Origin of the sequence: Leifsonia sp. C5G2 (assembly GCF_013359685.1) — a bacterium.
In the GTDB taxonomy this organism is placed as follows: domain Bacteria; phylum Actinomycetota; class Actinomycetes; order Actinomycetales; family Microbacteriaceae; genus Leifsonia.
Genome location: NZ_JABFMV010000004.1, coordinates 135,597 through 161,682 on the forward strand (window position 1 = coordinate 135,597; position 26,086 = coordinate 161,682).

Annotated in this window: 26 protein-coding genes; 11 read left to right on the forward strand and 15 right to left on the reverse strand. The window is 71.8% G+C overall.

Going from position 1 to position 26,086, the window contains the following annotated elements; all coding sequences use genetic code 11:
* Positions 1-23 precede the first annotated feature (23 nt).
* Positions 24-1,451, forward strand: coding sequence for an MFS transporter (locus HNO83_RS07195; RefSeq protein ID WP_175336844.1), 1,428 nt, complete (start codon positions 24-26; stop codon positions 1,449-1,451).
* Between the two features lie 140 nt (positions 1,452-1,591).
* On the opposite strand, the gene HNO83_RS07200 is transcribed toward HNO83_RS07195, so the two are convergent.
* Positions 1,592-2,269: a MarR family winged helix-turn-helix transcriptional regulator gene (locus HNO83_RS07200; RefSeq protein WP_249776561.1), complete on the reverse strand. Its 678-nt coding sequence runs from the start codon at positions 2,267-2,269 to the stop codon at positions 1,592-1,594.
* Between the two features lie 56 nt (positions 2,270-2,325).
* On the opposite strand from HNO83_RS07200, the gene HNO83_RS07205 reads away from it, so the two are divergent.
* Complete coding sequence (locus HNO83_RS07205; RefSeq protein ID WP_175336845.1) at positions 2,326-3,234, forward strand: winged helix DNA-binding protein; 909 nt, start codon at positions 2,326-2,328, stop codon at positions 3,232-3,234.
* On the forward strand, positions 3,231-3,782 hold the full coding sequence (gene idi / locus HNO83_RS07210; protein WP_175336846.1) for an isopentenyl-diphosphate Delta-isomerase: 552 nt from the start codon (positions 3,231-3,233) through the stop codon (positions 3,780-3,782). Before HNO83_RS07205 ends, idi begins: the two co-directional genes overlap by 4 nt.
* 87 nt (positions 3,783-3,869) lie before the next feature.
* On the opposite strand, the gene HNO83_RS07215 is transcribed toward idi, so the two are convergent.
* From HNO83_RS07215 to dcd, 3 genes are read right to left on the reverse strand one after another with little or no spacing between them, the layout of a single operon-like run.
* Complete coding sequence (locus HNO83_RS07215) at positions 3,870-4,616, reverse strand: glycoside hydrolase family 16 protein (RefSeq protein ID WP_175336847.1); 747 nt, start codon at positions 4,614-4,616, stop codon at positions 3,870-3,872.
* A gap of 10 nt (positions 4,617-4,626) precedes the next feature.
* Entirely contained in the window at positions 4,627-5,154 is a 528-nt protein-coding gene (locus HNO83_RS07220) for a hypothetical protein (protein WP_175336848.1), read from the reverse strand.
* A gap of 25 nt (positions 5,155-5,179) precedes the next feature.
* A complete protein-coding gene (gene dcd / locus HNO83_RS07225; protein WP_175336849.1) occupies positions 5,180-5,782 on the reverse strand; it encodes a dCTP deaminase in 603 nt (200 codons plus the stop codon).
* Positions 5,783-5,846: 64 nt separating this feature from the next.
* On the opposite strand from dcd, the gene HNO83_RS07230 reads away from it, so the two are divergent.
* The 6 genes from HNO83_RS07230 (at position 5,847) to HNO83_RS07255 (ending at position 14,109) form a co-directional block, all read left to right on the forward strand.
* Complete coding sequence (locus tag HNO83_RS07230) at positions 5,847-6,056, forward strand: heavy-metal-associated domain-containing protein (protein ID WP_175337019.1); 210 nt, start codon at positions 5,847-5,849, stop codon at positions 6,054-6,056.
* 8 nt (positions 6,057-6,064) lie between these two features.
* A complete protein-coding gene (locus HNO83_RS07235) occupies positions 6,065-8,299 on the forward strand; it encodes a heavy metal translocating P-type ATPase (protein WP_502708422.1) in 2,235 nt (744 codons plus the stop codon).
* 196 nt (positions 8,300-8,495) lie between these two features.
* Positions 8,496-10,124, forward strand: a complete 1,629-nt coding sequence (locus HNO83_RS07240) for an Ig-like domain-containing protein (RefSeq protein ID WP_175336850.1) — start codon at positions 8,496-8,498, stop codon at positions 10,122-10,124.
* A gap of 248 nt (positions 10,125-10,372) precedes the next feature.
* Entirely contained in the window at positions 10,373-10,852 is a 480-nt protein-coding gene (locus tag HNO83_RS07245; RefSeq protein WP_175336851.1) for a hypothetical protein, read from the forward strand.
* A gap of 36 nt (positions 10,853-10,888) precedes the next feature.
* A complete protein-coding gene (locus HNO83_RS07250; RefSeq protein ID WP_175336852.1) occupies positions 10,889-12,904 on the forward strand; it encodes a sigma-70 family RNA polymerase sigma factor in 2,016 nt (671 codons plus the stop codon).
* A gap of 110 nt (positions 12,905-13,014) precedes the next feature.
* Positions 13,015-14,109: a fatty acid desaturase family protein gene (locus HNO83_RS07255; RefSeq protein ID WP_175336853.1), complete on the forward strand. Its 1,095-nt coding sequence runs from the start codon at positions 13,015-13,017 to the stop codon at positions 14,107-14,109.
* A 45-nt stretch (positions 14,110-14,154) separates the two neighbouring features.
* Here the strand turns inward: HNO83_RS07255 and kdpC are convergent, their stop codons facing one another.
* The 5 genes from kdpC to HNO83_RS07280 form a co-directional block, all read right to left on the reverse strand.
* Entirely contained in the window at positions 14,155-14,778 is a 624-nt protein-coding gene (kdpC, locus tag HNO83_RS07260) for a K(+)-transporting ATPase subunit C (protein WP_175336854.1), read from the reverse strand.
* 21 nt (positions 14,779-14,799) lie between these two features.
* Entirely contained in the window at positions 14,800-16,950 is a 2,151-nt protein-coding gene (gene kdpB / locus HNO83_RS07265) for a potassium-transporting ATPase subunit KdpB (protein ID WP_175336855.1), read from the reverse strand.
* A 3-nt stretch (positions 16,951-16,953) separates the two neighbouring features.
* The gene (kdpA, locus tag HNO83_RS07270) at positions 16,954-18,627 is read right to left on the reverse strand and encodes a potassium-transporting ATPase subunit KdpA (RefSeq protein WP_175336856.1); all 1,674 of its coding nucleotides are present in this window, start codon (positions 18,625-18,627) and stop codon (positions 16,954-16,956) included.
* A gap of 1 nt (position 18,628) precedes the next feature.
* Positions 18,629-18,718, reverse strand: coding sequence for a K(+)-transporting ATPase subunit F (kdpF, locus tag HNO83_RS20270; RefSeq protein ID WP_175336857.1), 90 nt, complete (start codon positions 18,716-18,718; stop codon positions 18,629-18,631).
* Positions 18,719-18,968: 250 nt separating this feature from the next.
* The gene (locus HNO83_RS07280) at positions 18,969-19,403 is read right to left on the reverse strand and encodes a hypothetical protein (RefSeq protein ID WP_175336858.1); all 435 of its coding nucleotides are present in this window, start codon (positions 19,401-19,403) and stop codon (positions 18,969-18,971) included.
* A 155-nt stretch (positions 19,404-19,558) separates the two neighbouring features.
* On the opposite strand from HNO83_RS07280, the gene HNO83_RS07285 reads away from it, so the two are divergent.
* Positions 19,559-20,242, forward strand: a complete 684-nt coding sequence (locus tag HNO83_RS07285; protein WP_175336859.1) for a hypothetical protein — start codon at positions 19,559-19,561, stop codon at positions 20,240-20,242.
* 120 nt (positions 20,243-20,362) lie between these two features.
* Positions 20,363-20,902 (forward strand): DUF6611 family protein, encoded by a 540-nt coding sequence (locus HNO83_RS07290; protein WP_175336860.1) that lies wholly within the window; start codon positions 20,363-20,365, stop codon positions 20,900-20,902.
* On the opposite strand, the gene HNO83_RS07295 is transcribed toward HNO83_RS07290, so the two are convergent.
* From HNO83_RS07295 to HNO83_RS07320, 6 genes are all read right to left on the reverse strand, one after another.
* Positions 20,862-21,611: an SDR family oxidoreductase gene (locus tag HNO83_RS07295; RefSeq protein ID WP_175336861.1), complete on the reverse strand. Its 750-nt coding sequence runs from the start codon at positions 21,609-21,611 to the stop codon at positions 20,862-20,864. The two genes, HNO83_RS07290 and HNO83_RS07295, sit on opposite strands and share 41 nt — an antisense overlap.
* Positions 21,608-22,027 carry a hypothetical protein gene (locus tag HNO83_RS07300; protein WP_175336862.1) on the reverse strand — a complete coding sequence of 140 codons (420 nt, stop codon included), beginning with the start codon at positions 22,025-22,027 and terminating at the stop codon, positions 21,608-21,610. The genes HNO83_RS07295 and HNO83_RS07300 overlap by 4 nt, the downstream gene beginning before the upstream one ends.
* Before the next feature lie 36 nt (positions 22,028-22,063).
* A complete protein-coding gene (gene sigJ, locus HNO83_RS07305) occupies positions 22,064-22,957 on the reverse strand; it encodes an RNA polymerase sigma factor SigJ (protein WP_349627102.1) in 894 nt (297 codons plus the stop codon).
* A 70-nt stretch (positions 22,958-23,027) separates the two neighbouring features.
* The gene (locus tag HNO83_RS07310) at positions 23,028-24,161 is read right to left on the reverse strand and encodes a threonine aldolase family protein (RefSeq protein WP_175336864.1); all 1,134 of its coding nucleotides are present in this window, start codon (positions 24,159-24,161) and stop codon (positions 23,028-23,030) included.
* Positions 24,162-24,185: 24 nt separating this feature from the next.
* A complete protein-coding gene (locus tag HNO83_RS07315) occupies positions 24,186-24,818 on the reverse strand; it encodes a DedA family protein (RefSeq protein ID WP_175336865.1) in 633 nt (210 codons plus the stop codon).
* A 117-nt stretch (positions 24,819-24,935) separates the two neighbouring features.
* On the reverse strand, positions 24,936-26,030 hold the full coding sequence (locus HNO83_RS07320) for an ABC transporter substrate-binding protein (protein ID WP_175336866.1): 1,095 nt from the start codon (positions 26,028-26,030) through the stop codon (positions 24,936-24,938).
* Between the last annotated feature and the right edge of the window lie 56 nt (positions 26,031-26,086).

A 26,086-nucleotide genomic window follows, 5' to 3' on the forward strand; every position in this document is an offset into this window, starting at 1 on the left:
CCGGGCGGCGCTACGGTGGGCGCATGACCACCGATGTTCCGCGGGGCGCGGGCGACGATGCCCTCGTGACCACCGCGAGCCCGCTCTTCGCCGACAGCGCGACCGACCGCCGCATCCCGCGCCGCTGGGTGGTGTCGTGGGCGGCGTGGGACTGGGGCGGCGCGGCGTTCAACGCGGTCATCACGACGTTCGTGTTCACGGTGTACCTGACCAGCAGCCTGTTCGTCGACCCGGCCGTCGTCGCGGCGCGGGATGCCGAGGCGGGCGGGTCGGGACCGGCGCACGCCGCCTACGACGCCGCCGTCGCGGTGCTGTCGAGCGGGCTGGCGTGGGGCGTCGGCATCGCCGGGGCGGTCGTCGCCCTGATCGCCCCCGTGCTCGGGCAGCGCACGGACGGCTCAGGACGGCGGAAGCTGTGGCTCGGGATCAACACGGGCGTGGTGGTCGTGGTCACGGCCCTGATGTTCTTCGTCGTGGGCGAGCCGTCGTACTTCCTGTTCGGGGTGGCGCTCGTCGCGATCGGCACGGTCTTCTACGAGATCGCGACGGTCAACTACAACGCCATGCTGGTGCAGGTGTCCACGCCGAAGACGGTGGGCCGGGTGAGCGGATTCGGCTGGGGCGCCGGGTACCTCGGCGGCATCGTGCTGCTGCTCATCGTGTACTTCGGGATGGTCGCCGGCGACGGCGGGCTGCTGCACGTGCCGACGGAGGCCGGGCTCAACATCCGGATCATCGCGCTCATCGCGGCGGCCTGGACGCTGATCTTCTCGCTCCCGGTGCTGTTCGTCGTGCCGGAGATCCCGCCGAACGCGCGCACCCCCCGGGTCGGCTTCTTCCGCTCCTACTCCGTGCTCGTGCGCGACATCGGGAGGCTGTGGAAGGAGAGCAGGAACACCGTGCTCTTCCTCATCGCCTCGGCGCTGTTCCGCGACGGCCTGGTGGGCGTGTTCACGTTCGGCGGCATCCTGGCGCAGGGAACGTTCGGCTTCACCAGCGGCCAGGTGATCATCTTCGCGATCGCGGCGAACGTCGTCGCGGGGGTGAGCACGCTGCTCTCCGGCCGCCTGGACGACCGGTTCGGGCCGAAGGCGGTGATCGTGACGTCGCTGGTCGGGCTGATCGTCGCCGGCCTCGCGGTGTTCTTCACCCACGACCTGGGCGCGGCCGCGTTCTGGGTCGGCGGACTGGTGCTGTGCCTGTTCGTCGGGCCGGCGCAGTCGGCGAGCCGGACGTTCCTCGCCCGCGTGACGCCGAGCGGGCGCGAGGGCGAAGTCTTCGGGCTGTACGCGACCACCGGACGCGCGGTGTCGTTCCTCGCGCCCGTGCTGTTCGCGGTGTTCGTCGCGGTCGGGGGCGCCCAGTTCTGGGGCATCCTCGCGATCGTGCTCGTGCTGGCCGTGGGGCTCGCGCTGCTCCTCCCCGTGAAGGCGCCGCCCCGAGCCTCCTGACCCGCCGCGACTCGTCACGAATGGGCGCTGTTCGTGACGAACAGCGGCGATTCGTCACGAATCGCGCGGTGGGGGTTGGCGGGATTCGTGACGGATGGGCGCTGTTCGTGACGAATGGCGGCGATTGTTGACGAACGGGGTCAGTCGGGGCGGGGCCACGCGCGGACGAAGCGGTCGAAGAGCTCGGCGAAGGTCCGTGCCTCCTCGGGCGTGAAGCCCGCAAGGGCGGTCTCGACGGCCGAGCGGCGGTGCGTCCGCAGCTCGGTCAGCTGCTCGCGGCCGGACGCGGTGAGCTGGATGAGCGCGCGGCGCGCATCCGACGGGTCCGGCACCCGGCGCACCAGCCCACGCTCCACCCCCTCCTGCACGAGCCGGCTGGCGCGCGGCTGGTCGACGCCGATCGCGGCGGCGACGCCGCTGACCGACAGGCTGCTGCCCTCGGCGTCGGCCGCTTCGAGCGCCTCGAGCATGCGCACGCGGGCGATCCGGCCGAGCGAGCCGTCGCGCGTGCGACGGCCGGGGCCCGGGCGGGCGGAGTCCCCGAACGGCGCCCCGCCGGGGCCGAACGGCGCGTGAGCTCCCGAGTCGTGGGAGCCCTGGCCGTGGCCTTCCCCGCCGGGGCCGAAGGGGCCCGCGCCGTAGGGACCTGCGCCCCAGTGGCCGCCCCGCCGGCCGTGCCCGTGCTGGTGGCCCATGCCGTCGGCCCAGGGCGGCCTCCGCCGGGACTGGTCGCGCCGGACGGCGAGCAACGCGTGCTCGATCATCGCCACCGTGTCCGCTGCCGGCGGACGGGACTCGTCTTGACCTTCACCGCTCATGCATGTAACTATACATTCACTTGTAACACTACATGCAATCGAAAGGAGAGTTCCCGATGACATCCATCGACGACTCCACTCAGACGCCGCCCGGTTACTGGTTCGGCGTGATCGAGGGCCGGCTGCACCAGCGCATGCGCGACACGCTCGCCGACCTCGGACTGCGCCGCGGAGGCTGGCGCATCCTGCACACCCTCGCCGACGGTCCCGCGACCGCCGACGAGCTGGCCGAGCGGCTCCCGCACGGCGACCGCCGGCCCGGACGCGCCCCCTTCGGCGACTTCGGCGGCGGCCGCGGACGGGCCGCCGGCTACCGACGCCACCCGGGGTGGCGCTCGCAGGAGCCGCGCGACGAGCGCGACTTCGCCGAGCACGGCGAGCACGAGCACCACCGCCCCGACTTCGCCGAGCGCGGCGAGCACGAGCACCACCGCCCCGACGAGCACCACCGGCCCGACGAGCACCACCGCGGACACGAGCACGCCTTCGAGCGCGGCTACGAGCGCGGCTTCGACCGCGGCTTCGCCCTCGGCGCCCTGCGCGGTCCCGCCGCGCACTCCCCGTGGATGGGCGCCCCCTGGGCTCCCGGCCACCCCGGTGCGCCCTGGTCGCACGGGTACGGCCGCGGCTGGCAGCCGGGACCCGGCGCGCACGGCCGCCCGCACCACAGCGAGGGCCGGCGCGGGCACCGCATCCAGCGCGTCCTCGCCGACTTCGTCGAGCGCGGCTGGGTCTGGTTCGACGGCGACCGCGCCACCCTGACCGACGAGGGCCGGGCCGCCCACGACGCCGCGTTCGAGCGGGTCGAGACGGTGCGCGCGGAGCTGGTGAACGACATCCCGGAGGCCGACTACGCCACCACGATGGCGACCCTGGAGGCCATGGCTCGCAACCTCGGCTGGTGTCCGGCCGGGAGCGACCTCCCGGAGGACGGCCAGGCGGGCGCGCCTAGTATGGACGCATGACGCCACCGCGCGAAGAGGTCGTGCTGCTCGCCGAGGACGGAACGCCCATCGGCACAGCCGACAAGGCGACGGTGCACACGACGGAGACGCCCCTGCACCTGGCCTTCTCGTGCCACCTCTTCGACGGCGAGGGCCGCATCCTGGTCACCCGCCGGGCGCTCGGCAAGGCCACCTGGCCGGGCGTCTGGACGAACTCGTTCTGCGGCCACCCCGGCCCGGGCGAGGGGTTCGAGGATGCGGTCCGGCGCCGCGCCTCCGACGAGCTCGGCGCACGGGTCGACAATCTCACGCCGGTGCTGCCCGACTTCCGTTACCGCGCGGTCGACGCGGCCGGCATCGTCGAGTACGAGGTGTGCCCGGTCTACACGGCGACGATCGTCGGCGAGCTCGACCCGTCGCCTGCCGAGGTGGCCGAGTGGACGTGGGCGGACCCCCGCTCGCTGCTGACGGCCATCGACGCGACGCCGTGGGCGTTCAGCCCCTGGCTGACCCTCCAGCTGCCCGCCCTCTACGCCGACCGGAGCGTCGAACCTTCGGGTCAGCTGTGAGTACGGCTCACTATTTTCCACCTGTGCAATGAACTGTGGATAACTCAGGTCCTCGTATGCCGGGGGCCGAATCCCTGAGCACCCTCATCAGGTGGCCCAGACGCGGTCGACCGAGAGTGTCGGCACGAACGCGTGCCCGGCTCCGGCCGCATCCGGAGCGCCGGGGAAATCGAACACCGCCAGCATGAGCTGAAGCGGGTACTGCGGCGGAGCGTCCAGGATGCGCACCACCCGGCCGTCCACCCGGAACGCCGCCTGATCCCCGTCCAGATGGACCTCGTACGCGTGCGGCTCGCGCACGTCGATCTGCAACGGGACGCGCTCGAAGTCCTCGGCCAGCCGCGGATCGCGGAACGCGTGGAACCCCATGCCGACGAGGGCATCGTCCTCGCCGGTGTCGCGCCCGAAGACCTCCATCACACACACCTCCCCGCTCCGCTCCGGCCGGTCCTCGAAGCCGACCAGCCACAGCGACGCCATCGACCGCCGGTCGAGGTAGAGCGAGGCGCGCATCCCGACCGTGCCCCGCTCGACCAGGCAGCCGCGGAACTCCTCCTGCTCCTCGCGCACCCGCAGCCCGTCGCGGTACGGCTGCTGCCCGACCGTCGACCCGACCGGCCCCGAGAAGTTGCCGGTCTGCAGCCCGGAGACCCGCAGCGGCGGCTCGTGCTCACCCGCGCACCACAGCCCCTGCTCGGGCGGGATGCTCAGCTCGAGGTGCGAGTCGTGGATGAGGTGGCTCGCCCGCGTCGCGGCGAGCGAACTCCACGCCGGCAGGTAGTGCGGGAGCCAGACGCTGCGGTCGAGCCGGGGCTCGTCGAAGTCGTCGAACACCGCGGACCCCTCACGCCGTCCTGACCGCGTCGATGTGCTGCTCGAGCCACCAGGTGCGGCCCTCGTCGTCGGAGACCCAGCCGTCCCACTCGAAGGACTCGTCGGTGATGCTGGAGAAGTTCCAGCGGATCGGGCGCCCGTCGGTCTGGGTGCCGTCCTGCCGGATGCCGTCGCGCCGGTGCGGTGTCGCGACCAGGGTGCAGAAGTCGCCGGTCGCCGCGCCGAACCAGCTCACCCGCCACGCGCCGAGCGCGGTGTCGTACACCCGCATGGTCGAGCCGCGGCCGCGGATGCCCTCCGGGTCGCTCTCGTCGCGGATGACGAGCACGTCCTGCACCGCGCGGCCGCCGAGCGTGTAGGCGAAGAGCCACTCGTTCACCGACTCGCTCCACACCCCGGTGGCCTCGTCGAACAGGCGGACGTCGGCCCGCCAGCTGCCGACCAGACGGCCGAACAGCTGCATGCGCTGCGGGTTCTCCGGCATGGGACCCGGACTGATCAGGGCCCGTGCGAACGCCGCGTCGGTGGTCTCGCTCATGGTGCCCCTTTCGGCCGGCTTCAGGTCAGGACGGTCGCCCCGCCTCGGTGGTGGAGACGTCGGTGCGGTGGAAGTTGAGGTACGAACGGGACGCCGTCGGCCCGCGCTGGCCCTGGTACCGCGACGAGTACTCCGCCGATCCGTACGGCCGCTCGGCCGCGGAGGAGAGGCGGAAGAAGCACATCTGGCCGATCTTCATGCCGGGCCAGAGCTTGATCGGCAGCGTGGCGACGTTGCTCAGCTCGAGCGTGACGTGCCCGGAGAAGCCCGGGTCGATGAAGCCGGCGGTGGAGTGTGTGAGCAGGCCGAGGCGGCCGAGCGAGCTCTTGCCCTCGAGACGCGCCGCGACGTCGTCGGGGAGGCTGACGAGCTCGAACGTGGAGCCGAGGACGAACTCTCCGGGGTGCAGGATGAACGGCTGGTCGGCGTCCACTTCGACGAAGCGGGTCAGCTCGGGCTGGTCGACCGCCGGGTCGATGAAGGGGTACTTGTGGTTGTCGAACAGGCGGAAGAAGCGGTCGAGGCGCACGTCGATGCTGGACGGCTGGACCATCTCGGGCTGGTACGGCTCCAGGGCGATCCGCCCGGCATCCAGCTCGGCCTTGATATCGCGATCGGAGAGAAGCACGGGGCCAGCCTACCGGGTGGGTGCACCGCTTGCACCGATACGGGGTAGGGGTATATTGGTGGACATGCAGACGATCGAGTACCAGGTGACCGGGATGACGTGCGAGCACTGCGAGCGGGCGGTGACCGAGGAGGTGACCCGCGTCGCGGGCGTGCGCGAGGTGACGGCCTCCGCGACCGACGGTGTGCTCGCGGTGTCTGCCGAGGGTCCAGTCGACGACGCCGCCGTGCTCGCGGCTGTCGACGAGGCGGGCTACAGCGCAGAGCGCCGGTAGAGCATCCCGTGACCACCCCGGCGACCGGCGTCACCGACCTCGAGCTGGAGGTCGGCGGGATGACGTGCGCGTCCTGCGCGATGCGGATCGAGAAGAAGCTCAACCGCCTCGACGGCGTGACCGCGACGGTCAACTACGCGACGGAGAAGGCGCGCGTGTCGGTGCCGGCGGGCATGGATGCGCAGACCCTGATCGCCGAGGTGGAGAAGGCCGGCTACACGGCCGCCCTCCCGGTGCGGGAGCCCGAGAGGCCCGAACGGGACGCGGACCCCGAGCTGTCGTCCCTCCGCACCCGCCTGATCGGCAGCGCCGTGCTCGCAGCTCCGGTGGTCGTGCTCGCGATGGTGCCCGCCTTCCAGTTCACGTACTGGCAGTGGCTCTCGCTCACCCTCGCGGCGCCGGCCGTGGTGTGGGGCGGCTGGCCGTTCCACCGTGCCGCGCTGGTCAACGCCCGGCACGGGGCGGCGACGATGGACACGCTGGTGTCGATCGGCACCGTCGCCGCGTTCGCCTGGTCGCTGTACGCGCTGTTCTTCGGCACGGCGGGGATGCCCGGGATGACGCATCCCTTCTCCTTCGTCGCGAGCCCGTCGGACGCGGCGGGCGACATCTACCTCGAGGTGGCCTCCGGCGTGACGGTGTTCGTGCTCGCCGGCCGGTACGCGGAGAAGCGGGCGAAGCGCCGGGCCGGCGCCGCGCTGCGAGCACTGCTCGACCTGGGCGCGAAGGACGTCGCGGTGCTGCGGGAGGGACGCGAGGAGCGCATCCCGGTCGACCGTCTCGCCGTCGGCGACCTGTTCGTGGTGCGCCCGGGCGAGAAGATCGCGACCGACGGCCTGGTCGCCGAGGGGGCGAGCGCGGTCGACCTCTCGCTGCTCACCGGCGAGTCCGCGCCCGTCGAGGTGGCCGTCGGCGACGACGTGACCGGCGCCACCGTCAACGCGGGCGGACGGCTCGTGGTGCGCGCGACCCGGGTGGGTGCCGACACGCGGCTGGCGCAGATGGCGAAGCTCGTGGAGGACGCGCAGTCGGGCAAGGCGCAGGTCCAGCGGCTCGCCGATCGCATCTCCGCGGTGTTCGTGCCGGTCGTGCTCGCCATCGCCGTCGGCACGCTCGCGGTCTGGCTGCTCTCCGGCGCCTCCCCCGCCGTCGCGTTCACCGCGGCGGTCGCGGTGCTGATCATCGCGTGCCCGTGCGCGCTCGGCCTGGCGACGCCGACCGCGCTGCTGGTCGGCACCGGCCGGGGCGCCCAGCTCGGCGTGCTGATCAAGGGCCCGGAAGTGCTGGAGTCGACGAAGCGCGTCGACACCGTCGTGCTGGACAAGACCGGCACGGTCACCGAGGGACGCATGACGCTCACCGCAGCCGTTCCGGCGGACGGCGTCGACGAAGGTCTGCTGCTGCGGCTCGCGGGCGCCGTGGAACACGCGTCCGAGCATCCCGTGGCGCGCGCCGTCGCCCTGGCCGCCGGCGAGCGGACGGGCGAACTGCCGACGCCCGAGTCCTTCCAGAACGAGGCGGGGCGCGGCGTGCGCGGCGTCGTCGACGGGCACCTCGTGCTGGTCGGCCGCGCGTCACTGCTGTCCGAGTGGTCGATCGAGCTGGATGCGGACCTCGCCGCACGCCGGTCGGCCGAGGAGGCGGCAGGCCGGACGGTCGTGTGCGTCGCCTGGGACGGCGAGGCGCGCGGCCTTCTCGTCGTCGCCGACGCCGTGAAGCCGACGAGCGCGGAGGCCGTCGCCGGTCTGCGCGCGCTCGGCCTGACGCCCATCCTGCTCACCGGCGACAACGCCGCGGTCGCCCGCCGGGTTGCCGATGAGGTCGGTATCGACGAGGTGATCGCGGAGGTGCTGCCGGAGGACAAGGTGGACACGGTGGCCCGGCTCCAGGCGCAGGGCCGCGTGGTCGCGATGGTCGGCGACGGTGTCAACGACGCGGCCGCGCTGGCGGCGGCCGACCTCGGACTGGCCATGGGCTCCGGCACGGACGTCGCGATCGAGGCGGCTGACATCACCCTGGTGCGCGGCGACCTGCGCGCGGCCGTCGACGCCATCCGGCTGGCCCGCCGCACGCTCGGCACCATCAAGGGCAACCTGTTCTGGGCCTTCGCCTACAACGTGGCCGCGCTGCCGCTCGCGGCACTGGGACTGCTCAACCCGATGATCGCGGGCGCGGCGATGGCCTTCTCGAGCGTCTTCGTCGTGGGCAACAGCCTGCGCCTGCGGCGGTTCCGGGCGCGCTGACCTCGAGCGGGATCGGGGAACCGGCGTCATAATCGCCCGCGTCGCCGATCTCTCAGGTGGACGCAACCCGAATGCGCACCCCCTGGCGCGGTCCCCGAAACCGCGCGGCATCCGCCGGACCCGAAAACCGCCGGATGGCCGGGCGATTCGTTGCGCCCTGAACCCGAAACCAGACGCAACGGAAGACAGCTGCCCTATGAACTCCACCGTCCTGCGGACGGCGGCCCGGCCGATCGCCGCGCTCGTCGCCGCCCTGCTCATCCTCGCCGGTGTCCTCGCCGGAACGACCGCCGCGCGCGCCGCCGAGATCCCCGGCGCCGTCACCTCGGTGACCACCGACAAGTCCTCGTACGGCTACAGCGAGCGGCTCAGACTCGCCTTCACCTGGGCCGTTCCCGACGGGAGCCGCCCCGGCGACACCTTCCAGCTCGCCCTCCCGGACGAGCTCGCCGCGGTCAGTCTCGCCCGCTTCCCGCTCACCGCGCCCGACGGGACGGCGGTCGCCGACGCGGTGTGGGACGGCAAGACCGTCGTCTTCACGCTGACCGACTACGTCGCGAGCCACGACGCGGTCTCCGGGTCCGGCTACCTGACCGTGCAATGGGACCACAGCGTCGTGACGGAGACCGGAGGCCCGGTGACCCTGCGGTTCGGCACCTCCATCAGCACGGTCACGATCGCTCCCAAGCCCCAGCCGACCCCGTGCACCACAAACTGCGGGCCGGCGCCCGTCCGCACCGAGCGCGGTCTCTGGAAGGGCGCGAGCTGGGCCGACGGCGCCTACGAAGGCACCCGCGACCCGAAGGACAACATCAACTGGACGATCGAGGTGCCTGGCGACCAGACAGGGCTCGGCGGACCGGTGGATGTGGTGGATGCGCTCGGCGCCGGCAGCGTCGTCGACTGCGCCGGCATCCGGATCACCACCCGCAACAGCCTCGCGAGCGGGACCCCCACCAGCCCGCTGTCGCCGTACCGGTACACCTTGAACTGCTCGGACACCGGCTTCCATCTCGTGATCGACACGGTCGGTGCGAGCGAGTTCATCGACATCGCATACAAGGGCACGATCACCGACCAGACCGCCGGCAGCTACGGCAACGAGGTGACGATCACCGCGCCGGGCAAGGCGTGGACCAAGACGACGACGATCAAGCGCACCGCCGCGGGAGGCGTGGGCGGCGGCGTCCAGAGCGTCTCCGTCGGGGACCACGTGTGGCTGGACACCGACAGGGACGGGCTGCAGGGAGCGGGCGAGAAGGGCATCGCGGGCGTCGTGCTGCGACTGACCGGCCCGGACGGCGGACCGGTCACCGGCGTGAACGGCACGCCGGTCGGCCCGGCCACCGCGGACGCGGACGGCGACTACCTCTTCACCGGGCTGCCCGTGCTCGGCGCGGGGCAGCACTACACGGTGAGCATCGACCGCGACGCCTCGGCCGCCGCACTCGGTGGGCTGCTCCCGACGGCCGCCGGCGTCGGCGCCGACCGCGGGAAGGACAGCTCGACCTGGTCGGCCGCGTCCGCGTCGCTGACCACGAACAACGCCACCGACCTGACGCTGGACTTCGGCTTCGTGGCCGCGGCCGACCCGGCGGCTCCGAATGGCTCGGTCGGCGACCCGGCACAGCCCGCCGCCCCCGTGGCGCCCGCCGCCCCGGCACCGTCGCCCGCGTCCGTGCCGATCGGATCGACGGAGACGCTCGCCCACACCGGAGCGGACGTCAGCCTCCCGCTCACCGCGGGCCTGGCGCTCCTGGTGCTCGGCGCGGCGGGTGCCGTCATCGGTGCCCTCACGGGTGCACGCCGACGCCGCGCCGGCTGACCGGCATGGCCCACATAGCGCCGCTCGGAACATTTTCCGGAGAAGTCGCGTCATAATCCGTGTAGCAGACGATCTCTTCTATGGGTGCGTGACCCGAACGCGCACCACCGGCGGTGCCCGAATCGCCGCCGGAAACCGTCGACGCCGACCCGAAGCGCCGACAACGGGATACCCGAACCCCGCTCGACGCCGAGAGCGCCCTGCCGTCCGACGGCGGGCGCTCTCGGCGTGCATGAGAAAGACCCGCGATGCCCGACACCGTCTTACCCGCCGCTCCGCCCGAGAGCGCGGTGATCGCCCTGCTCGACCGCCTGCGCCCCGGCGACTGGCTCGCGTTCGCCTCCGGCGACGCACCGCTGGGCAACGGGATTCCCACGTTGCGTGTGGACGCCCCGCTCGAGCGGGTCGCCGGCGACGTCCTGCGCCTGCTCCCGATCAGCCGGCACACCCTCCACCCGCTGCTGGTGTGGACGACGGCGGACACCGACCCCGGCATCGTCGACCTGACCTACGCCATGCAGGGACTGGCGAGCGACGGCTCCGGCCGCAGGATGACCGCGACCGCGATCGACGACGCCCTGCTCCAGCACGGGGCCGACACGATCGACGCCGCGATCCGGGTGCCATGGCCGGGCGTCCCGTTCCTCTACATCGTGTGCGTCGGCGGCGGCGTCCACCTCCCGACGGACCTGGCGACCCCTCAGCGGGCGCTCGCCGAGGTCTGCTGAGTGGCAGGGCCGCGGCGCGTGCGCGAAGAGGAGACCATGGATGCGGTGCCGGAGCAGTCCGACACCGACCTCGTCGCGTCCGCGCGCGACGGGGACGAGGAGGCGTTCGCGGAGCTCTGGCGCCGGCACTCCGCCGCGGGACGCACGGTCGCACGCTCGTTCAGCACGGAGGACCCGGACGACGTGGTCGCCGAGGCGTACCTCCGCATCCTCGCCGCGGTCCGCAACGGCAACGGTCCGACCACCGGATTCCGCCCCTACCTCTTCACCACGATCCGCAGCGTCGCCGCTGGCTGGGGGCAGCAGCGGCGTGAGCATCCTCTGGAGGACGCCGAGGCCATCGCCGACCCGACCACTACCGAGGTGGCGAGCATGGAGGCGCTGGACCGCTCGCTCACGGTGACGGCGTTCCGGTCGCTTCCCGAGCGCTGGCAGGAGGTGCTCTGGTACACCGAGGTCGAGCAGATGACCGCTGCCGCCGTCGCGCCGCTGCTCGGGCTCACGGCCAATGGCACCGCCGCGTTGGCGTACCGGGCGCGCGAGGGGCTGCGGCAGGCGTGGATCCAGGCGCATATCGCCACGAGTCCGGAAGGATCGGAGCACCGGTGGACGACCGAGCGCGTCGGCGCGTACAGCCGGGGCGGACTCGGCAAGCGCGAAACCGCGCGCATCGAGCGTCACCTGGCCGAGTGCGCCAAATGCGGCATCGTCGCCGCCGAGGCGCGAAACGTCGGCTCGCGCCTCACGCTCGTCCTGCTCCCACTGCTGCTGGGTGTCGGCGGCGCCGCAGCGTACGCCGCGACCGTGCGCGAAGGCGCGGCGGCGACCGCGGCCGCAGCGGCATACGCGAACTCGGCCGCTCCGTCGGGCACCGCTGCCGTGCGCGGACTCCGGAGGCTGACGACCCGCGCCGGACGTGCGGGAAGGGTGGCCGGGACGACCGTCGCAGGGGTGGCGGTCGCCGCGGGGATCGTCGGTGCCGTGGTGCTGGGGCCGCAGCTGTTCGCGTCGCCCCGATCCGACGGCGGCGCGATCGCCTCGACCGGGGCGCCGACCGCCGAGGCGCCGGACCCGCCGGCGGCCGTGCAGCCGGCGGCGCCGCCTGCGGTCGTGCCCGACCCGGTCGTTCCGGCGGAGCCTCCCGTCCCGAACGAGCCCGGGACGGCAGTGCCGCCCGCGCGTGAGGCTCCGCCGCTGTCCGCCGCGCCCGCCGTCACCGCGCCGGCCGTCCCGCCGCAGACCGTGCCCGCCCCGCCGGCCGCGCCGGTCGTGCTCTCGGCCTTCCCGGCGGACGGGGTGACGGCCTCCGCGACCCTTCCGCTCGCGGGCACCGGCATCCCCGGTGCGACCGTCTCCGCCCGCGCCCCGGGCCGTGCTGCGCCGCTCGCGACGGGGACCGTGTCGGCCGACGGCAGCTGGTCGCTGACTCTCGACATCTCGGCCCTCGCCGACGGCCCCTGGCAGCTGGACGCGGTCCAGACGACGTCCGCCGGCACCTCGGCACCGGCCGTCTTCGGCATCGCCATCGACCGCACGGCCCTCGCTCCCGTCGTCGAGACGGTCGACACCGGGTCCGGAGCCGAGGCGAACCGGCTCGCTCCGGTCATCGCGGGCACCGCCGAGCCGGGCGCCACCGTCGAGCTCGCCGATCACGGCGCGGTCGTCGCCACTGTGACCGCGGATGACACCGGCCACTGGACGTCGCCCGAGCTCATCGGCATCCCGGTCGACTACTCCATCACGGCCCGCCAGACCGACCGGCTGGGCAACGTCTCGCCGGACACCGTTCCCACCGCCGGCACCGCACTCGTCCCGCAGGTGACCGCCTCCGGCGCCCCGGGGACGGTGTCGATCGGCGTGCAGGGCGAGCCGGACACGCTCGTCGAGGTGTGGGGAGACGGAACCGCCTCCCGCTTCACCCTCACCCTCGACGCGAACGGGCGGGCGGACGCCGTCTACGGCTGGTCGCCGGGCGACCACCGCATCGGCGTCGTCGCGGTGTACGGCTCGCGCCACGGCGTGCTCAGCGACGTGCCTGTGATCCTCCCCTGAGCCTGCGCGGCCTCACGGATTACCCAGCAACCGCGCATACGCTTACATCATCTTGGGCGAATCGCCCGCATCCTCGGCTGGGAAGTCGTCGCACTCAGCGGAGGAACAGCTTGACCACATCCACTCTCGGCCCCGTCGTGCGGACGCGGCCGCGCACCGAGGGCCGCCAGCCGGTCACCAGCACCTACAACGAGCTGCTCGCCCGCGTGCGCGGCGAGGGCCTGCTGGAGCGCCGGCGCGGCTTCTACATCGCCATGTTCGCGGTGCTTGTGACCGGACTTCTCGGCGCCGTCGCCGGGTTCGTCCTGCTCGGCGACTCCTGGTTCCAGCTGCTCATCGCGGCCGCACTCGGCCTGATCTTCACGCAGTTCGCGTTCCTCGGCCACGAGGCGTCGCACCGCCAGGTCTTCGCCTCCGGCCCGACGAACGACCGGGCCGGGCGCCTGATCGCGACCTGGCTGGTCGGCATGAGCTACCAGTGGTGGATGACGAAGCACACACGCCACCACGCCAACCCGAACACCGAGGGCAAGGACCCGGACATCGCCTTCGACACCATCTCGTTCACCGAGACGGACGCGGCCCGGCAGCGCGGCCTGCTCGCGGTCATCACGCGACGGCAGGGCTACCTCTTCTTCCCGCTCCTGCTGCTGGAGGGCGTCAACCTGCACGTCACGTCCATCCGCTCGCTCCTCTCCCGCGGACCGGTCGAGCGCCGCGCCAGCGAGCTCGTCGCGATCGGCCTCCGTCTGTCGATCTACCTCGCGATCGTCTTCCTCATGCTCCCGGTCGGGATGGCGTTCGCCTTCCTCGGCGTCCAGCTCGCCGTCTTCGGCGTCTACATGGGCGCATCGTTCGCGCCCAACCACAAGGGCATGCCGCTGCTGCCCGCCGGCACCCGGGTCGACTTCCTGAACAAGCAGGTGCTCACCTCCCGCAACATCCGCGGCGGCTGGTCGATGAGCCTCTTCATGGGCGGCCTCAACCACCAGATCGAGCACCACCTCTTCCCGAGCATGGCCCGCCCGCATCTGCGCCGAGCGCGCCAGCTCGTGCGCGAGCACTGCGCCACGCACGACATCCCGTACACCGAGACCGGCCTGGTGAACTCCTACCGGATCGTGATCCGCTACCTCAACCGCGTCGGCCTCGCGGCCCGCGACCCGTTCGACTGCCCGGCGGCGCACCAGCTGCGGCGGGCGTGAGAGAAGGGCCGCGGCGAGACGCCGCGGCCCTTCCTTTTCGGGCGGCTACTTGTTCCCGCTCGGGTCCAGCTCGGCCAGGGCGATGTTCAGCTGGAGGACGTTGACCGTCGGCTCCCCGAGGTAGCCGAGGTCGCGCTGCTGGATGCGGCTCTGCACGAGCGCGCGCACCTTGTGAGCGGCGATCCCGCGGGCCTTGGCCACCGCATCCACCTGCAGGAGCGCGAACTCCGGCGAGATGTGCGGGTCGAGGCCGGAGCCGGACGCGGTGACGGCGTCGGCGGGAATGCTGCCAGCGGCAACACCGTCGACCTTCTCGATCGTCTGCTTGCGCTGCTCGACCGACTTCAGCAGGTCGGGGTTGTTCGGGCCGAGGTTGCTTCCACTGGAGGCGCCGGCGTCCCAGCCGTTGCCGGCCGCCGAGGGCCGCGACTGGAACCACTGCGGCAGAGGGTCGCCCTTCTTGTCGACGAAGCCCTGACCGATCAGCGCCGAGCCGACGACCTTCCCGCCCGAGGTCACGGTGGATCCGTTGGCCTGCGCCGACGCGACGAGCTGGCCGACGCCGGTCACCACCAGCGGGTACGCGATCCCGAGGACCATGGTGAAGATGAGCAGTGCGCGGAGAGCGACCCAGTACTGGCGCCCGGTGCCGCGGAGTGAGGCGTTCATGATGCCTTCCGTTTCGATGTCTCAGAATCCGGGGATCAGGCCGACGACGAGGTCGATCAGCTTGATACCGATGAAGGGGGCGATGATGCCGCCGACGCCGTAGATCAGCAAATTGCTGTTCAGCAGCGAGGAGGCGGAGCGCGGCCGGTAGCGGACGCCGCGCAGCGCGAGCGGGATCAGAATGACGATGATGATCGCGTTGAAGATCACCGCCGAGAGGATGGCCGACGACGCCGAGTGCAGGCCCATGATGTTGAGCGCCTGCAGCCCCGGGAACACCCCGACGAACATCGCCGGGATGATCGCGAAGTACTTCGCGACGTCGTTGGCGATCGAGAAGGTGGTGAGCGCCCCGCGGGTGATCAGCAGCTGCTTGCCGATGCGGACGATGTCGATCAGCTTGGTCGGGTCGGAGTCGAGGTCGACCATGTTGCCGGCCTCCTTCGCGGCCGAGGTGCCGGTGTTCATCGCGACGCCGACGTCCGCCTGGGCGAGCGCCGGGGCGTCGTTGGTGCCGTCACCGGTCATCGCGACCAGGCTGCCGCCCTCCTGCTCCTTCCGGATCAGCTTCAGCTTGTCCTCCGGGGTCGCCTCCGCCAGGAAGTCGTCCACCCCCGCCTCCGCGGCGATCGCCTGGGCGGTGATCGGGTTGTCGCCGGTGATCATCACCGTGCGGATGCCCATCCTGCGCAGGTCGGCGAACCGCTCGGCGAGGCCCGACTTGACGATGTCCTTCAGGTAGATGGCGCCCAGGATGGTCGCCTCCCCCGCGGCCGATTTGGTCGCGACGGCGAGCGGGGTGCCGCCGGCCTCGGAGATGCGCCGGACCCGGGCGTCGAGGTCGGCGAGGGTCGACGCCGGGACGCTGCCCGTCTCCTGAGCCCAAGCGATCACCATGGACGCGGCGCCCTTGCGCACCTGACTGCCGTCGGCGAAGTCGACGCCGCTCATCCGGGTCTGCGCCGTGAACGGCACCACCTCGCCGTCGACCGCGCCCTCGTGGCTGAAGCCGAGCTTCTCGGCCAGCGTCACGATCGACGAGCCCTCCGGCGTCGGGTCGCTCAGCGAGGCGAGCGCCGCCGCCTTCACGAGCTCGGCATCCGGGACCCCGCCGACCGGCGCGAACTCGGCCGCCTGCCGGTTGCCGTAGGTGATCGTGCCGGTCTTGTCGAGCAGCAGCGTCGTCACGTCGCCGGCCGCCTCGACCGCTCGGCCCGACATCGCCAGGACGTTGTGCTGCACCAGGCGGTCCATGCCGGCGATGCCGATGGCCGAGAGCAGCGCGCCGATGGTGGTCGGGATGAGGCACACCAGCAGGGCGACCAGCACCGGCACCGACGGCGCCGCGTTCGCGAAGCCGGCCGTGGGTCCGAGCACCAGCACGACGATGACGAAGATGATCGTCAGGCTGGCGAGCAGGATGTTCAGCGCGATCTCGTTCGGCGTCTTCTGCCGGGCCGCGCCCTCCACCAGCCGGATCATCCGGTCGACGAAGGTCTCGCCCGGCTTGCTGGTGATGCGCACGACGATCCGGTCGGACAGCACGCGCGTGCCTCCGGTCACCGCGCTTCGGTCGCCGCCCGACTCGCGGACCACCGGGGCGGACTCGCCGGTGATGGCCGACTCGTCGACCGAGGCGATGCCCCAGACGATGTCGCCGTCGCCGGGGATGAGCTCGCCGGCCGTGACGACCACCACATCCCCGAGGGTCAGCTCGGCCGAGGCCAGCTGCTCCACCCCCGCATCCTCCGCCGCCGGGTCGCCCTTCGCGTCGTAGTTCCGGACCCGGTTGGCGACGGTGGTGGTGCGCGTCTTGCGGAGACTCGCCGCCTGCGCCTTGCCGCGGCCCTCGGCGACCGACTCGGCGAGGGTCGCGAAGAGCACGGTCAGCCACAGCCAGATGGCGATGGCCCAGGTGAAGCCGAGCGTGACGGCCGAGCCGCCGGACTTCTGCTCGCCGAGGAACGGCTGGGCGATGGCGAGGAGCGTCGTGAGCGCGGCTCCCACCTCCACGATGAACATGACGGGGTTGTGCCACATGTCCTTCGGGTTGAGCTTGCGGAATGCGCCGGGCAGCCCGGTCAGCAGCTGCCGGCCGCTGAACGCGCCCCCGTTCGTCCGCTCGGTTTCGTGGTGACCGCGGTTCTCCACGGTCTCGGTGAGTGTCGACATGGTTCAGACCAGCCCTTCCGCCAGGGGACCCAGCGCGAGAACGGGGAAATAGGTGAGTGCGGCCACGATCACCACGGTTCCGACGACGAGCGCGACGAACTGCGGACGATACGTGGGGAGGGTGCCGGCGGTCGCCGGGACCTTCTCCTGCGAGGCGAGCGATCCCGCCAGCGCCAGGACGAAGACGATCGGCACGAACCGGCCGAGGAACATGGCGGTCGCGAGCGACGCGTTCAGCCACGGGGTGTTCGCGGTGAGCCCGGCGAACGCCGAGCCGTTGTTGTTCGCGGCCGAGGTGAAGGCGTACAGCACCTCCGAGAAGCCGTGCTGGCCGGGGTTCCAGATCGAGACCTTCTCGATGTTGTCCTTGATCGCCGGGATGGCGAAGCTGAGGCCGGTGCCGAGCAGCACGAGGGCGGGCGTGGTGAGGATGTAGAGGCTCGCGAGCTTGATCTCGCGCGAGCCGATCTTCTTGCCCAGGTACTCGGGCGTCCGCCCGACCATGAGTCCCGCGAGGAACACCGCGATGATCGCGATCACGAGCATCCCGTAGAGGCCCGAGCCGACGCCGCCGGGGGCGACCTCGCCGGTCATCATGTTGAGCATCGGCATCATCCCGCCGAGCGGCGTGAAGCTGTCGTGCATCGAGTCCACCGCGCCGGTCGAGGTCAGCGTGCTGCTGGTGCCGAACAGCGTGCTGCCGAGGATGCCGAAGCGCTGCTCCTTGCCCTCCATCGCACCGCCGGCCGCCTGGGTCGCGGTTCCGCCGCCCTGCAGTTCGAACAGCGTCAGCGCGGTCAGCGAGACGACGAAGATGGCCGCCATCGCGCTGAGGATCGCGTACCCCTGCCGCTTGTCGCCGACCATCGTCCCGAAGGTGCGCGGCAGCGAGAACGGGATGACGAGGAGCAGGAAGATCTCGACCAGGTTCGTCCACGCGGTCGGGTTCTCGAACGGGTGGGCCGAGTTGGCGTTGAAGAAGCCGCCGCCGTTGGTGCCGAGCTCCTTGATCGCCTCCTGCGACGCCACCGGTCCGCCGGGGATGGTGACCGTCGACCCGGTCAGCGAGGTGACGTGCTGGAAGCCGTTGACGTTCTGGATGACGCCGCCGGCGATCAGGATGACCGCGAAGACGATCGAGAACGGCAGCAGGATGCGCACGGTCGCGTGGGTGACATCCACCCAGATGTTCCCGATGGTCCCGGTCCGGTGCGCGGCGAAACCGCGGACCAGCGCGACCGCGACGGCGATGCCGACCGCGGCGGACAGGAAGTTCTGCACCGCCAGCCCCGCCAGCTGCACGGTGTAGCCGAGGGTGACCTCGGGCGAGTACGACTGCCAGTTCGTGTTGGTCACGAACGAGATGGCCGTGTTGAACGAGAGCCCCTCGGGAACGGCGGGGAGCCCGAGCGAGTACGGCAGGACCGCCTGCGCCCGCTGCAGCACGTACAGCAGCAGGACGCCGAGCACCGAGAACGCCAGCACGCCGCGGAAGTACGCGCGCCAGCTCTGCTGGTTGCGCGGGTCCACGCCGATCAGCCGGTAGAGGCCGCGCTCGACGCGCAGGTCCTTTCGGGAGGTGAAGGTCGCCGCCATGTAGTCGCCGAGCGGGCGGTAGGCCAGGGCGAGCAGCAGGACGAGCGTCGCCGCCTGGGCCAGGAAGAGCCAGAGCGTCATGTCAGAACTTCTCCGGCTTCAGCAGGGCGTAGACCAGGTACGCGAGCGAGGCGACGGCGAGCGCCGCCGCCAGCAGGTTGAAGAAGATCACAGCTTCTCCACCCCTCTTCCGATCAGGGCGACGATCGCGGCGAGCGCCAGGATCCCCACCACACACAGGACGTCCAACACGAGGGTTCTTCTCCATCCGGGCTTCACACCGCGCCGGCCGGCACGGCGGATGTCACCGGCACGGGCCGGTGGCACGGATACATACAAGTCGCGTGGATGGGGTGTGGATGCGGTCCTAACGCAATCCATACGCGGGGCCGACGACTCCTAACGGTTTCCGTTCGGAGGTCTCACGCCGGCTGGCGGCCGGGGGCGAAGAGCCGGCGGCACAGCAGCACACCGACGACGCATTGAGCGATCACGGCCAGCACGTAGAGGCCGTACGCACCCGCCACGAGCGCCAGCGGCCACCCTTCGGGGCGCGTGGCTCCGGACGCGAGCCCCGTCGCCTCCGCCGCGATCCCGACGAGAACGAAAAGGGACGCGACGAGTGCGAGCGCGACGCCCGCGGCTACCCTGAGGCGCCGTCCGACCAGGGCGGCGGTGAGTATTCCGATCCCGCCGACGAGGGCGGACGCGAAGAGTTCGCCGGGCATGAGGTAGTCGAACCGGACGGATCTGCCCGCCGGCAGTGACAGCAGCATGAACACGAAGGGGAGCACCAAGGGCAGGCCGGCGAGCACCGTTCCGCAGACCGCGGATATCCTCGACGTCTCCTGCCGCATCCGCCCACTCTGCTCTCGCCCCGGCCGGGCGCGCGGGCCGAAGGTCACGTGGGCCCGGCGGCCGAGGGACCATGGTCCTGCACGGAGCGCCGTCCGTCACGGAGTCATGATATGCGCGGCCGGCCGCATCGGCCGCTCGGCAGGGGCAGGAGATCATGAGGAGACCGCTCGTCCAGATCGGCTTGGGAGCCCTCGTGCTGGCGGCCGGAGTGCTGTTGCTGCTGACCGCCCTCGGTCTCGCCGTCTCGCCGGCGCTCTGGGCGGTCGTCATGGCGTGCGGCGGCATCGTCTTCGGCTACGTCTTCTTCTCGGATCGTCAGTCCTGGTGGGCCGCGATTCCCAGCGCCGCCCTCTTCGGCCTCGCGGTCGGAACCCTCATGGACCTCGATCCGGACGGCCTCGCCCAATGGACCGAAGTGCCCGTGCTCGCCCTGATCGGCATCGGCTTCTGGGCGGTCTACCTCCGCGACCACCGCCGCTGGTGGGCCATCATTCCCGGTGGCATCCTGCTGACCCTCTCGATCGTCATGGCTCTCACTGCGGCCATCGGCGGCGCGGGAACGGGCGCGGTCTTCCTCCTCGGAGCAGCGATCACCTTCGTCCTCGTGGCCGTGCTCCCGGGTGGCGGAGCCCGGCGCTGGTGGTCATGGATACCGGCAGGTGCACTGGCGATCGCGGCCGCCGCCGTATTCGCGGGCACGGCCGAGTGGCTCACCGTCCTGAACGTCATCTGGCCGATCGTCGTCATCGGGGCCGGCGCGCTGCTCATCTGGCGGGCCGTACGGCGGCGCGCGCACCCTGAGCGTGCGGGTTCGACGGAGGATGCCGGCCACGTGTGAGGCGGGGCGGTCCCCGTGATCGAGGCGGCGCCGTCAGGAACCCGTTAGGGTCCCGCCCGGGGGCGTATGGGCTCCGCAAGGATCGGCCGTCAGGGTGGGCGCGCGGCGCATCCTGAACGGGTGAACGACGTGATGCGACGGATGCTCGAGGGCCGCGCCCGGTGGGGCACCCTGGACGTGACGCCCGCCAGCCCCGGCCTGTGGCAGCGGGTGCGTCTGACGGTCTACCCGCCCGGCATCACCCGCGGCGAGCGCCGGCTGCTGCACCTGCGGCACGGCTGGCCGGTCGCCGGGGCGATCGCGGGGCTGGTGCTCATGGTCGCGCTCAGCGACGCCGGGCCGGTGCTGAGCCTCGCCGCCGCGCTGACCGTGTACCTCTCCGGTTTCGTGGTGCTCGCCCGGCTCACCCGCGAGCTGCGCTCGCGCTCCCGCGTCGTGACCGTCGCGTCGGAGTACGTCCGCGGCGAGCTCCACGAGTTCGGGGACGTGCGGCTGCTCCGCGCCGCCGCGTCGCGGCTCATCGAATTGGACGCGCGCCGCCGGGCGGGTCTCGTCGATCCGGTCGCGTACGAGTCGGCGTGGATCGACGTCTACGAGACGCTACCCGGCGGCGCGGCGCTCACGACCGGTGGTCGAGGTCGAGCCATTCGTCGAAGGTGATCGAGCCCTGGTCCGCGCCGGGGGTGCCGCGGAGGACGCCCGACGCGATGGCCTTCCAGTAGAGCCCGGGCAGCGTGATCTCGATCGTCGGCCGCTTGACTCCGTCGTGGGCGAGCATGCGGCGCACCATGTCGATCAGCCGCTCGTCCTCCGGGCCGACGAGGTCGCGGGTCCGGCCGGCGGCCCCGGTCTCGGCGATGGCCACGAGCCGGGCTCCCACCTCGCGTGCGGCGACGGGACGGATGAGTGCGGTCGGGACCGCGGCGAGCGGACCGACCGCGCCGCGGACGAGCACCTGCTCGGCGAACTCGTGGAACTGCGCTGCCCGCAGGATCGACCACGGCACGTCCCCGCCGATGACGGCTCTCTCCTGCGCGAGCTTGCCGGCGTAGTAGGAGGCGTCGATGTCGTCGATCCCGACGATCGAGAGCGCGATGTGGTGTCCGACTCCGGAGGCCGTCTCAGCGTCGAGGAGATTCCGGCTGACCGTCTCGAAGAACTCGACGGAGCGCTTCTTCGAGGTGGACGAGAGGCTCGTGACGTCGATGAGCGCATCCACGCCGACGAGCGCCGGAGCGAGCCCGCTGCCGGTCTCCAGGTCGTGGCCGGTGCGGCGGGAGAGGACGAGGACCTCGTGCCCCCGACCTGCAGCGGCCGCGGCTGCCCAGCGTCCGACCGTGCCGTGGCCGCCGGCGATCGCGATCCTCATCGGGTGACCGCCTTCCGGTCGGCGCCGGCGGGGAGGAGCAGGATCACGCCGAGCAGCAGGCTGACGAGCAGCGAGATCACCTCGCCGACCGCGTCGACGGGAGTCATGTGGTCGAGGTGGAGCACGTGGTACAGGAAGTGCAGCGCTCCGAACACCGTCCAGGCGATGCCGAGGAGCCGGTAGGCCGCGGGACTCCGCCAGATCAGCCCGGCGATGCTCGCGGCGGCCAGCGCGAGATACATCCCGCCGACGTCACGGACGAGGTGCTCGTTGAAGGGCCCGTCGACCGACACCCAGGGCCCGGGGATGCCGGGGAAGACGTCGTAGAAGCTCTGCGGGAAGACGTAGGCCCACACGCCCACGAAGAGTGCCAGCACGGCCGAGAGGGCGAGTGCGGCGAACTGTACCTTTCTCATACCTCCCAGACGACGCAGCGACCGGAAGTGTGATCCTCACGCGTGCCACTGCAGCAGCTTCTCGGGATTGAGCATCATCCAGACGTCGCGGACCCGGCCGTCCACGACGTTCAGGTTGACGATGCCCGTCACGGCGCCGTCCCGTCGCAGGGCGAAGGCCGCGCCGTCGGTGGTCTCGAGGATCTCGACCTCGGTCTCCGGCTGCTTGGCGAGCGCGCCGAGCAGGAAGCGGCCGACCCGGTCGGCCCCGTAGACCGGCCGGCGGGCGGCACTGACGAACCCGCCGCCGTCGGAGCGCAGCTCCACGGCGGGGTCCAGGATCCTGGTCAGGGCCGCCAGGTCGCCCGCGTGGCAGGCGGCGGCGAACGCTTCGACGACGGCGTTGTGCTCGGTGCGCGAGACGGCCCGGTCCCTGGCCTCCCGGATGCGGCGGCGCGCGGTCGTGGCGAGCTGACGGACTGCCGGCGCCGAGCGGCCGACGATCCGCCCGATCTCGTCGAACGGCAGCGCGAACACGTCGTGCAGGACGAAGGCCACGCGCTCCGGCGGGGTGAGCGCCTCCAGGACGACCAGGAGGGCGCTGCTGACGGAGTCGTCCAGGGTCACCTGGTCGAGCGGGTCCGCGGCGGTGGATCCGGAGCTGAAGTAGCCGGCGGGCAGCGGCTCGGGCAGCCACTCGCCGACATAGTGCTCCCGGCGGGCTCGGGCGGTGCCGAGCATGTCCAGGCACACCCGGCCCAGGACGCGGGTCAGCCAGGCCTGTGGGTTCACGATCCGGTCGCGGTCGGGCTCGGTCATCCGGTACCAGCGCGTGTAGGTCTCCTGGACCGCGTCCTCCGCCTCGCCGGTCGTCCCGAGCATCCGGTAGGCGATCGCGACCAGCCGCTGCCGCTCGCCGATCGCCTCCGCCAGGTGCTTCTCGTCGCCCACCGCATCCCTCCTTCGACAACAACCAGACGACGCAGCGGCTGCGGATGTGACGCCGCCGGCGAGAACGGGTTCAGGCGGGCAGGGAGCGCGCCCGGTCCAGCACCGCACGCCCGGCCGCGGCCACATCGTCCGCGGTCCAGCGGAGCGCGTCGTCGCGGATCGTCGCCTCCGCGACGGACGCATCGCCGTCGGTCCACCAGCCGTGCAACCAGCGGTCGCCGGTGGCCTCCAGGTGCTCCAGGACCGCCGTGTCGATGCTCGCGGCGGGCAGGTCGCAGGTGACCCAGAACTCGTTGATGTGCGGCAGGTCCCCCGCGATCCGGAGCTCGGGCAGGCGCCGCAGCCCCTCCGCGACGACCGCGGCGTGCCGCACCCAGGCGTCCATCCGGTCCAGGTGCGCGTCGAGCCCGTCGAGGGCGGCGACGACGGCCGGGAACTGCTGGAAGACGTTGCCGCCGTAACGGGTGCGCCAGTCGCGGGCCTCCTCGATCACGTCGGCGGGTGCCGCGATCAGTGCGCCGGAGATCGCGCCAACGCCCTTGTACATCGAGACGTAGACGGAGTCGGCCTCCGCGGCGATCTCGGCGGCCGTCTTGCCGAAGCGGGTGCGCGACTCCCAGAGCCGGGCGCCGTCGACGTGCAACGGGATGCCGCGCTCGCGCGCCGCCTCGGCGAACGCCGCGTACTCCTCCCACGTCGGGAGCACGTAGCCGAGCTCCTGCATCGGCAGCTCCACGACGGCTGCGGCGAGCGGCCCCGCTGTTGCCCGCAGCTCGTCCGCCGTCGGGTGGCGCCGTTCCGTCGTCGGGTGGACGGCCTCCAGCCCGCTGAGCTCGGCGAACGCGCCCTCCTCCTGCAGCTGGGTGTGGTGGAGCGGGTGAACGGCGACCCGCCGGCTCCCGCCTCGATCCGCCCACACCTGCAGGATCGCCTGCTGCGCCATGGTCCCGGTGGGGAACCAGAGCGCGGCCGGCTTGCCCAGCAGGTCGGCGACGCGCGCCTCGAGCCGCTCGACGATACCGCCGCCGTACAGGTCGACCGGCTCGACCGCTGCGGCGTGCGGCGACGCCGCCAGGGCACCCAGCCGCTCCCCCGCGGTCACCGGCCGCGCGTTGGACAGCAGGCGCGCGGCCGTGCGGGATGCCGTCCACTGCCGCTGCTGCTCGGAGGCGCGTGCGGTGGGGTCGTCGTCGGTTCCGGCCATGGCGACACGCTACTCGTCGGACCGCTACTCCTGCTCGCTGCGCACGCGCGCCCGGCGACGGCGGAGTGCGCCGATGACGATCGGGGCGACCGAGATCACCACGACGACGATCATGAGCACGTCGATGTTGTTCGCGACGAACGGGATGCCGCCCAGCAGCACGCCCACCAGCACCATGACGATGACCCAGCTCACGCCGCCCAGCGCGTTCCACACCAGGAAGCGGCGGTAGGGCATCGCCGCGATGCCGGCCGAGAGGGGCACGTAGGTGCGGACGAACGGCACGAAGCGCCCGAGCACCAGCGAAGGCCCTCCCCACTTGGCGAAGAAGGCCTCCGCCGCCTCGAGGCGCTCGGTCTTGAGCACCCGGGCGTCGGGCTTGAAGAGTCTCCGGCCGAACCGCTTGCCGATCCAGTAGCCGGTCTGGTCGCCCGCGAAGGCGGCGACCACGGCGACGACAGCGATCTGCCAGATCTGGATGCCGAGCTGCGGCGCGAGGATCGCCGCGGTGATGAGCAGCGAATCCCCCGGCAGGAAGGGGAACAGCACACCGGACTCGATGAACACGACGACGGCGATGCCCACGAGCACCCACGGTCCGAAGGCGTGCAGCCAGGTGGACGCGTCGAAGAGGGGGATGGCGGCGTGCAGGATCATGCGGCCCAGTGTCCACCCCTCATCCCAAGGTGCCTCCAAGAGAGAGCGATCGCCCAGGAAGCACGGAGGACCGGCCCGCTGTGGATGGCTGGAGCGGGCCGGTCCTCCGGGTCAGGGTCAGCCGTCCGCGCCGGCCGGCTTGGTGGTGGGGGTGAAGCCTTCGAGCTTGTTCGCCGCCTCCGCGTACTTGTTCGTGAACGTGTCCGAGATCTTCACCTTGGAGGTGTCGACGCCGATGGTCTTCTCCATCTCGAAGATGACCTTCGGGCCGCCGGCGGGCATGATCCCGTCGGGCAGGAACTGGCCCTTGTCGGTGGTCAGCCCGGCGATGTACTGCTGCTTGGTGATCGTGGCGTTCTGCACGAAGTCCTGGGGCAGCTTGTCGGCGATGTCCGCAGCGCTGTGGGAGGCGATCCAGTGCATGGTCGCGACGAGCGCGTCCACCACCTTCTGGGCCGCATCCTGGTGGCTCTTCACCCAGCTGGCGTTGGCGAGCAGGCCGGCGGCGGGCCACGCGCCGCCGAGGGCCTTGGTGGCGCCCTTCGTCGTCGCGAGGTCGACGCCGGTGACGGCGAGCTTCTGCGTGGTCAGCGCGCCGACCGTCGGCTGGGTGGTCATGACGCAGTCGGCACTGCCGCGCTGGATGGCCGCGATCGCCGTCGAACCGGCGTGCACGGCGATGGTGTTGTACTGCTTCTTGTCCACCCCGGCCTTCGCGGCCAGGAACTGGGTGAGCTCGTCCGTGCCGGAGCCGAGGTCGGTGACGCCCATGTTCTTGCCCTTGAAGTCCGCGGCGGAGGTCACACCGGCCTTCGGGTTGCACATCACGCGCTCGCCCGGAGCGCCGGAGAGCTGGACGAGATTGATGACGTCCTTGCCCTTCGACTGGAAGTCGACGGTGTGGACATACCACGCTCCAGCCATGTCGACCTGCCCTGACGCCATGGCGTCCTCGGCGCCGACACCGCCGTTCTGCTCGGTGGACAGCTCCATGTTGACGCCGTACTTCTTGTAGTACCCGAGGCTCTGGGCGAGCTGGTACGGCAGGTAGATCTGCTTGTCGATGCCGCCGACCATCATCTTGACGGTCGGCATCGAGCCGCCGCTCGTTCCCCCGCCCGTCGGCGAGCCTCCGGCGCCGGAGCTGCAGGCGGCGAGACCGAGGGCGACGATTCCCGCCGCGGCGATCACACCGATGGTGCGCTTGTTCATGTGGATGTTCCTTTCGTGGTGCCGGCGTGCCGGCGTCTGCTTCATTGCAGGTCTGG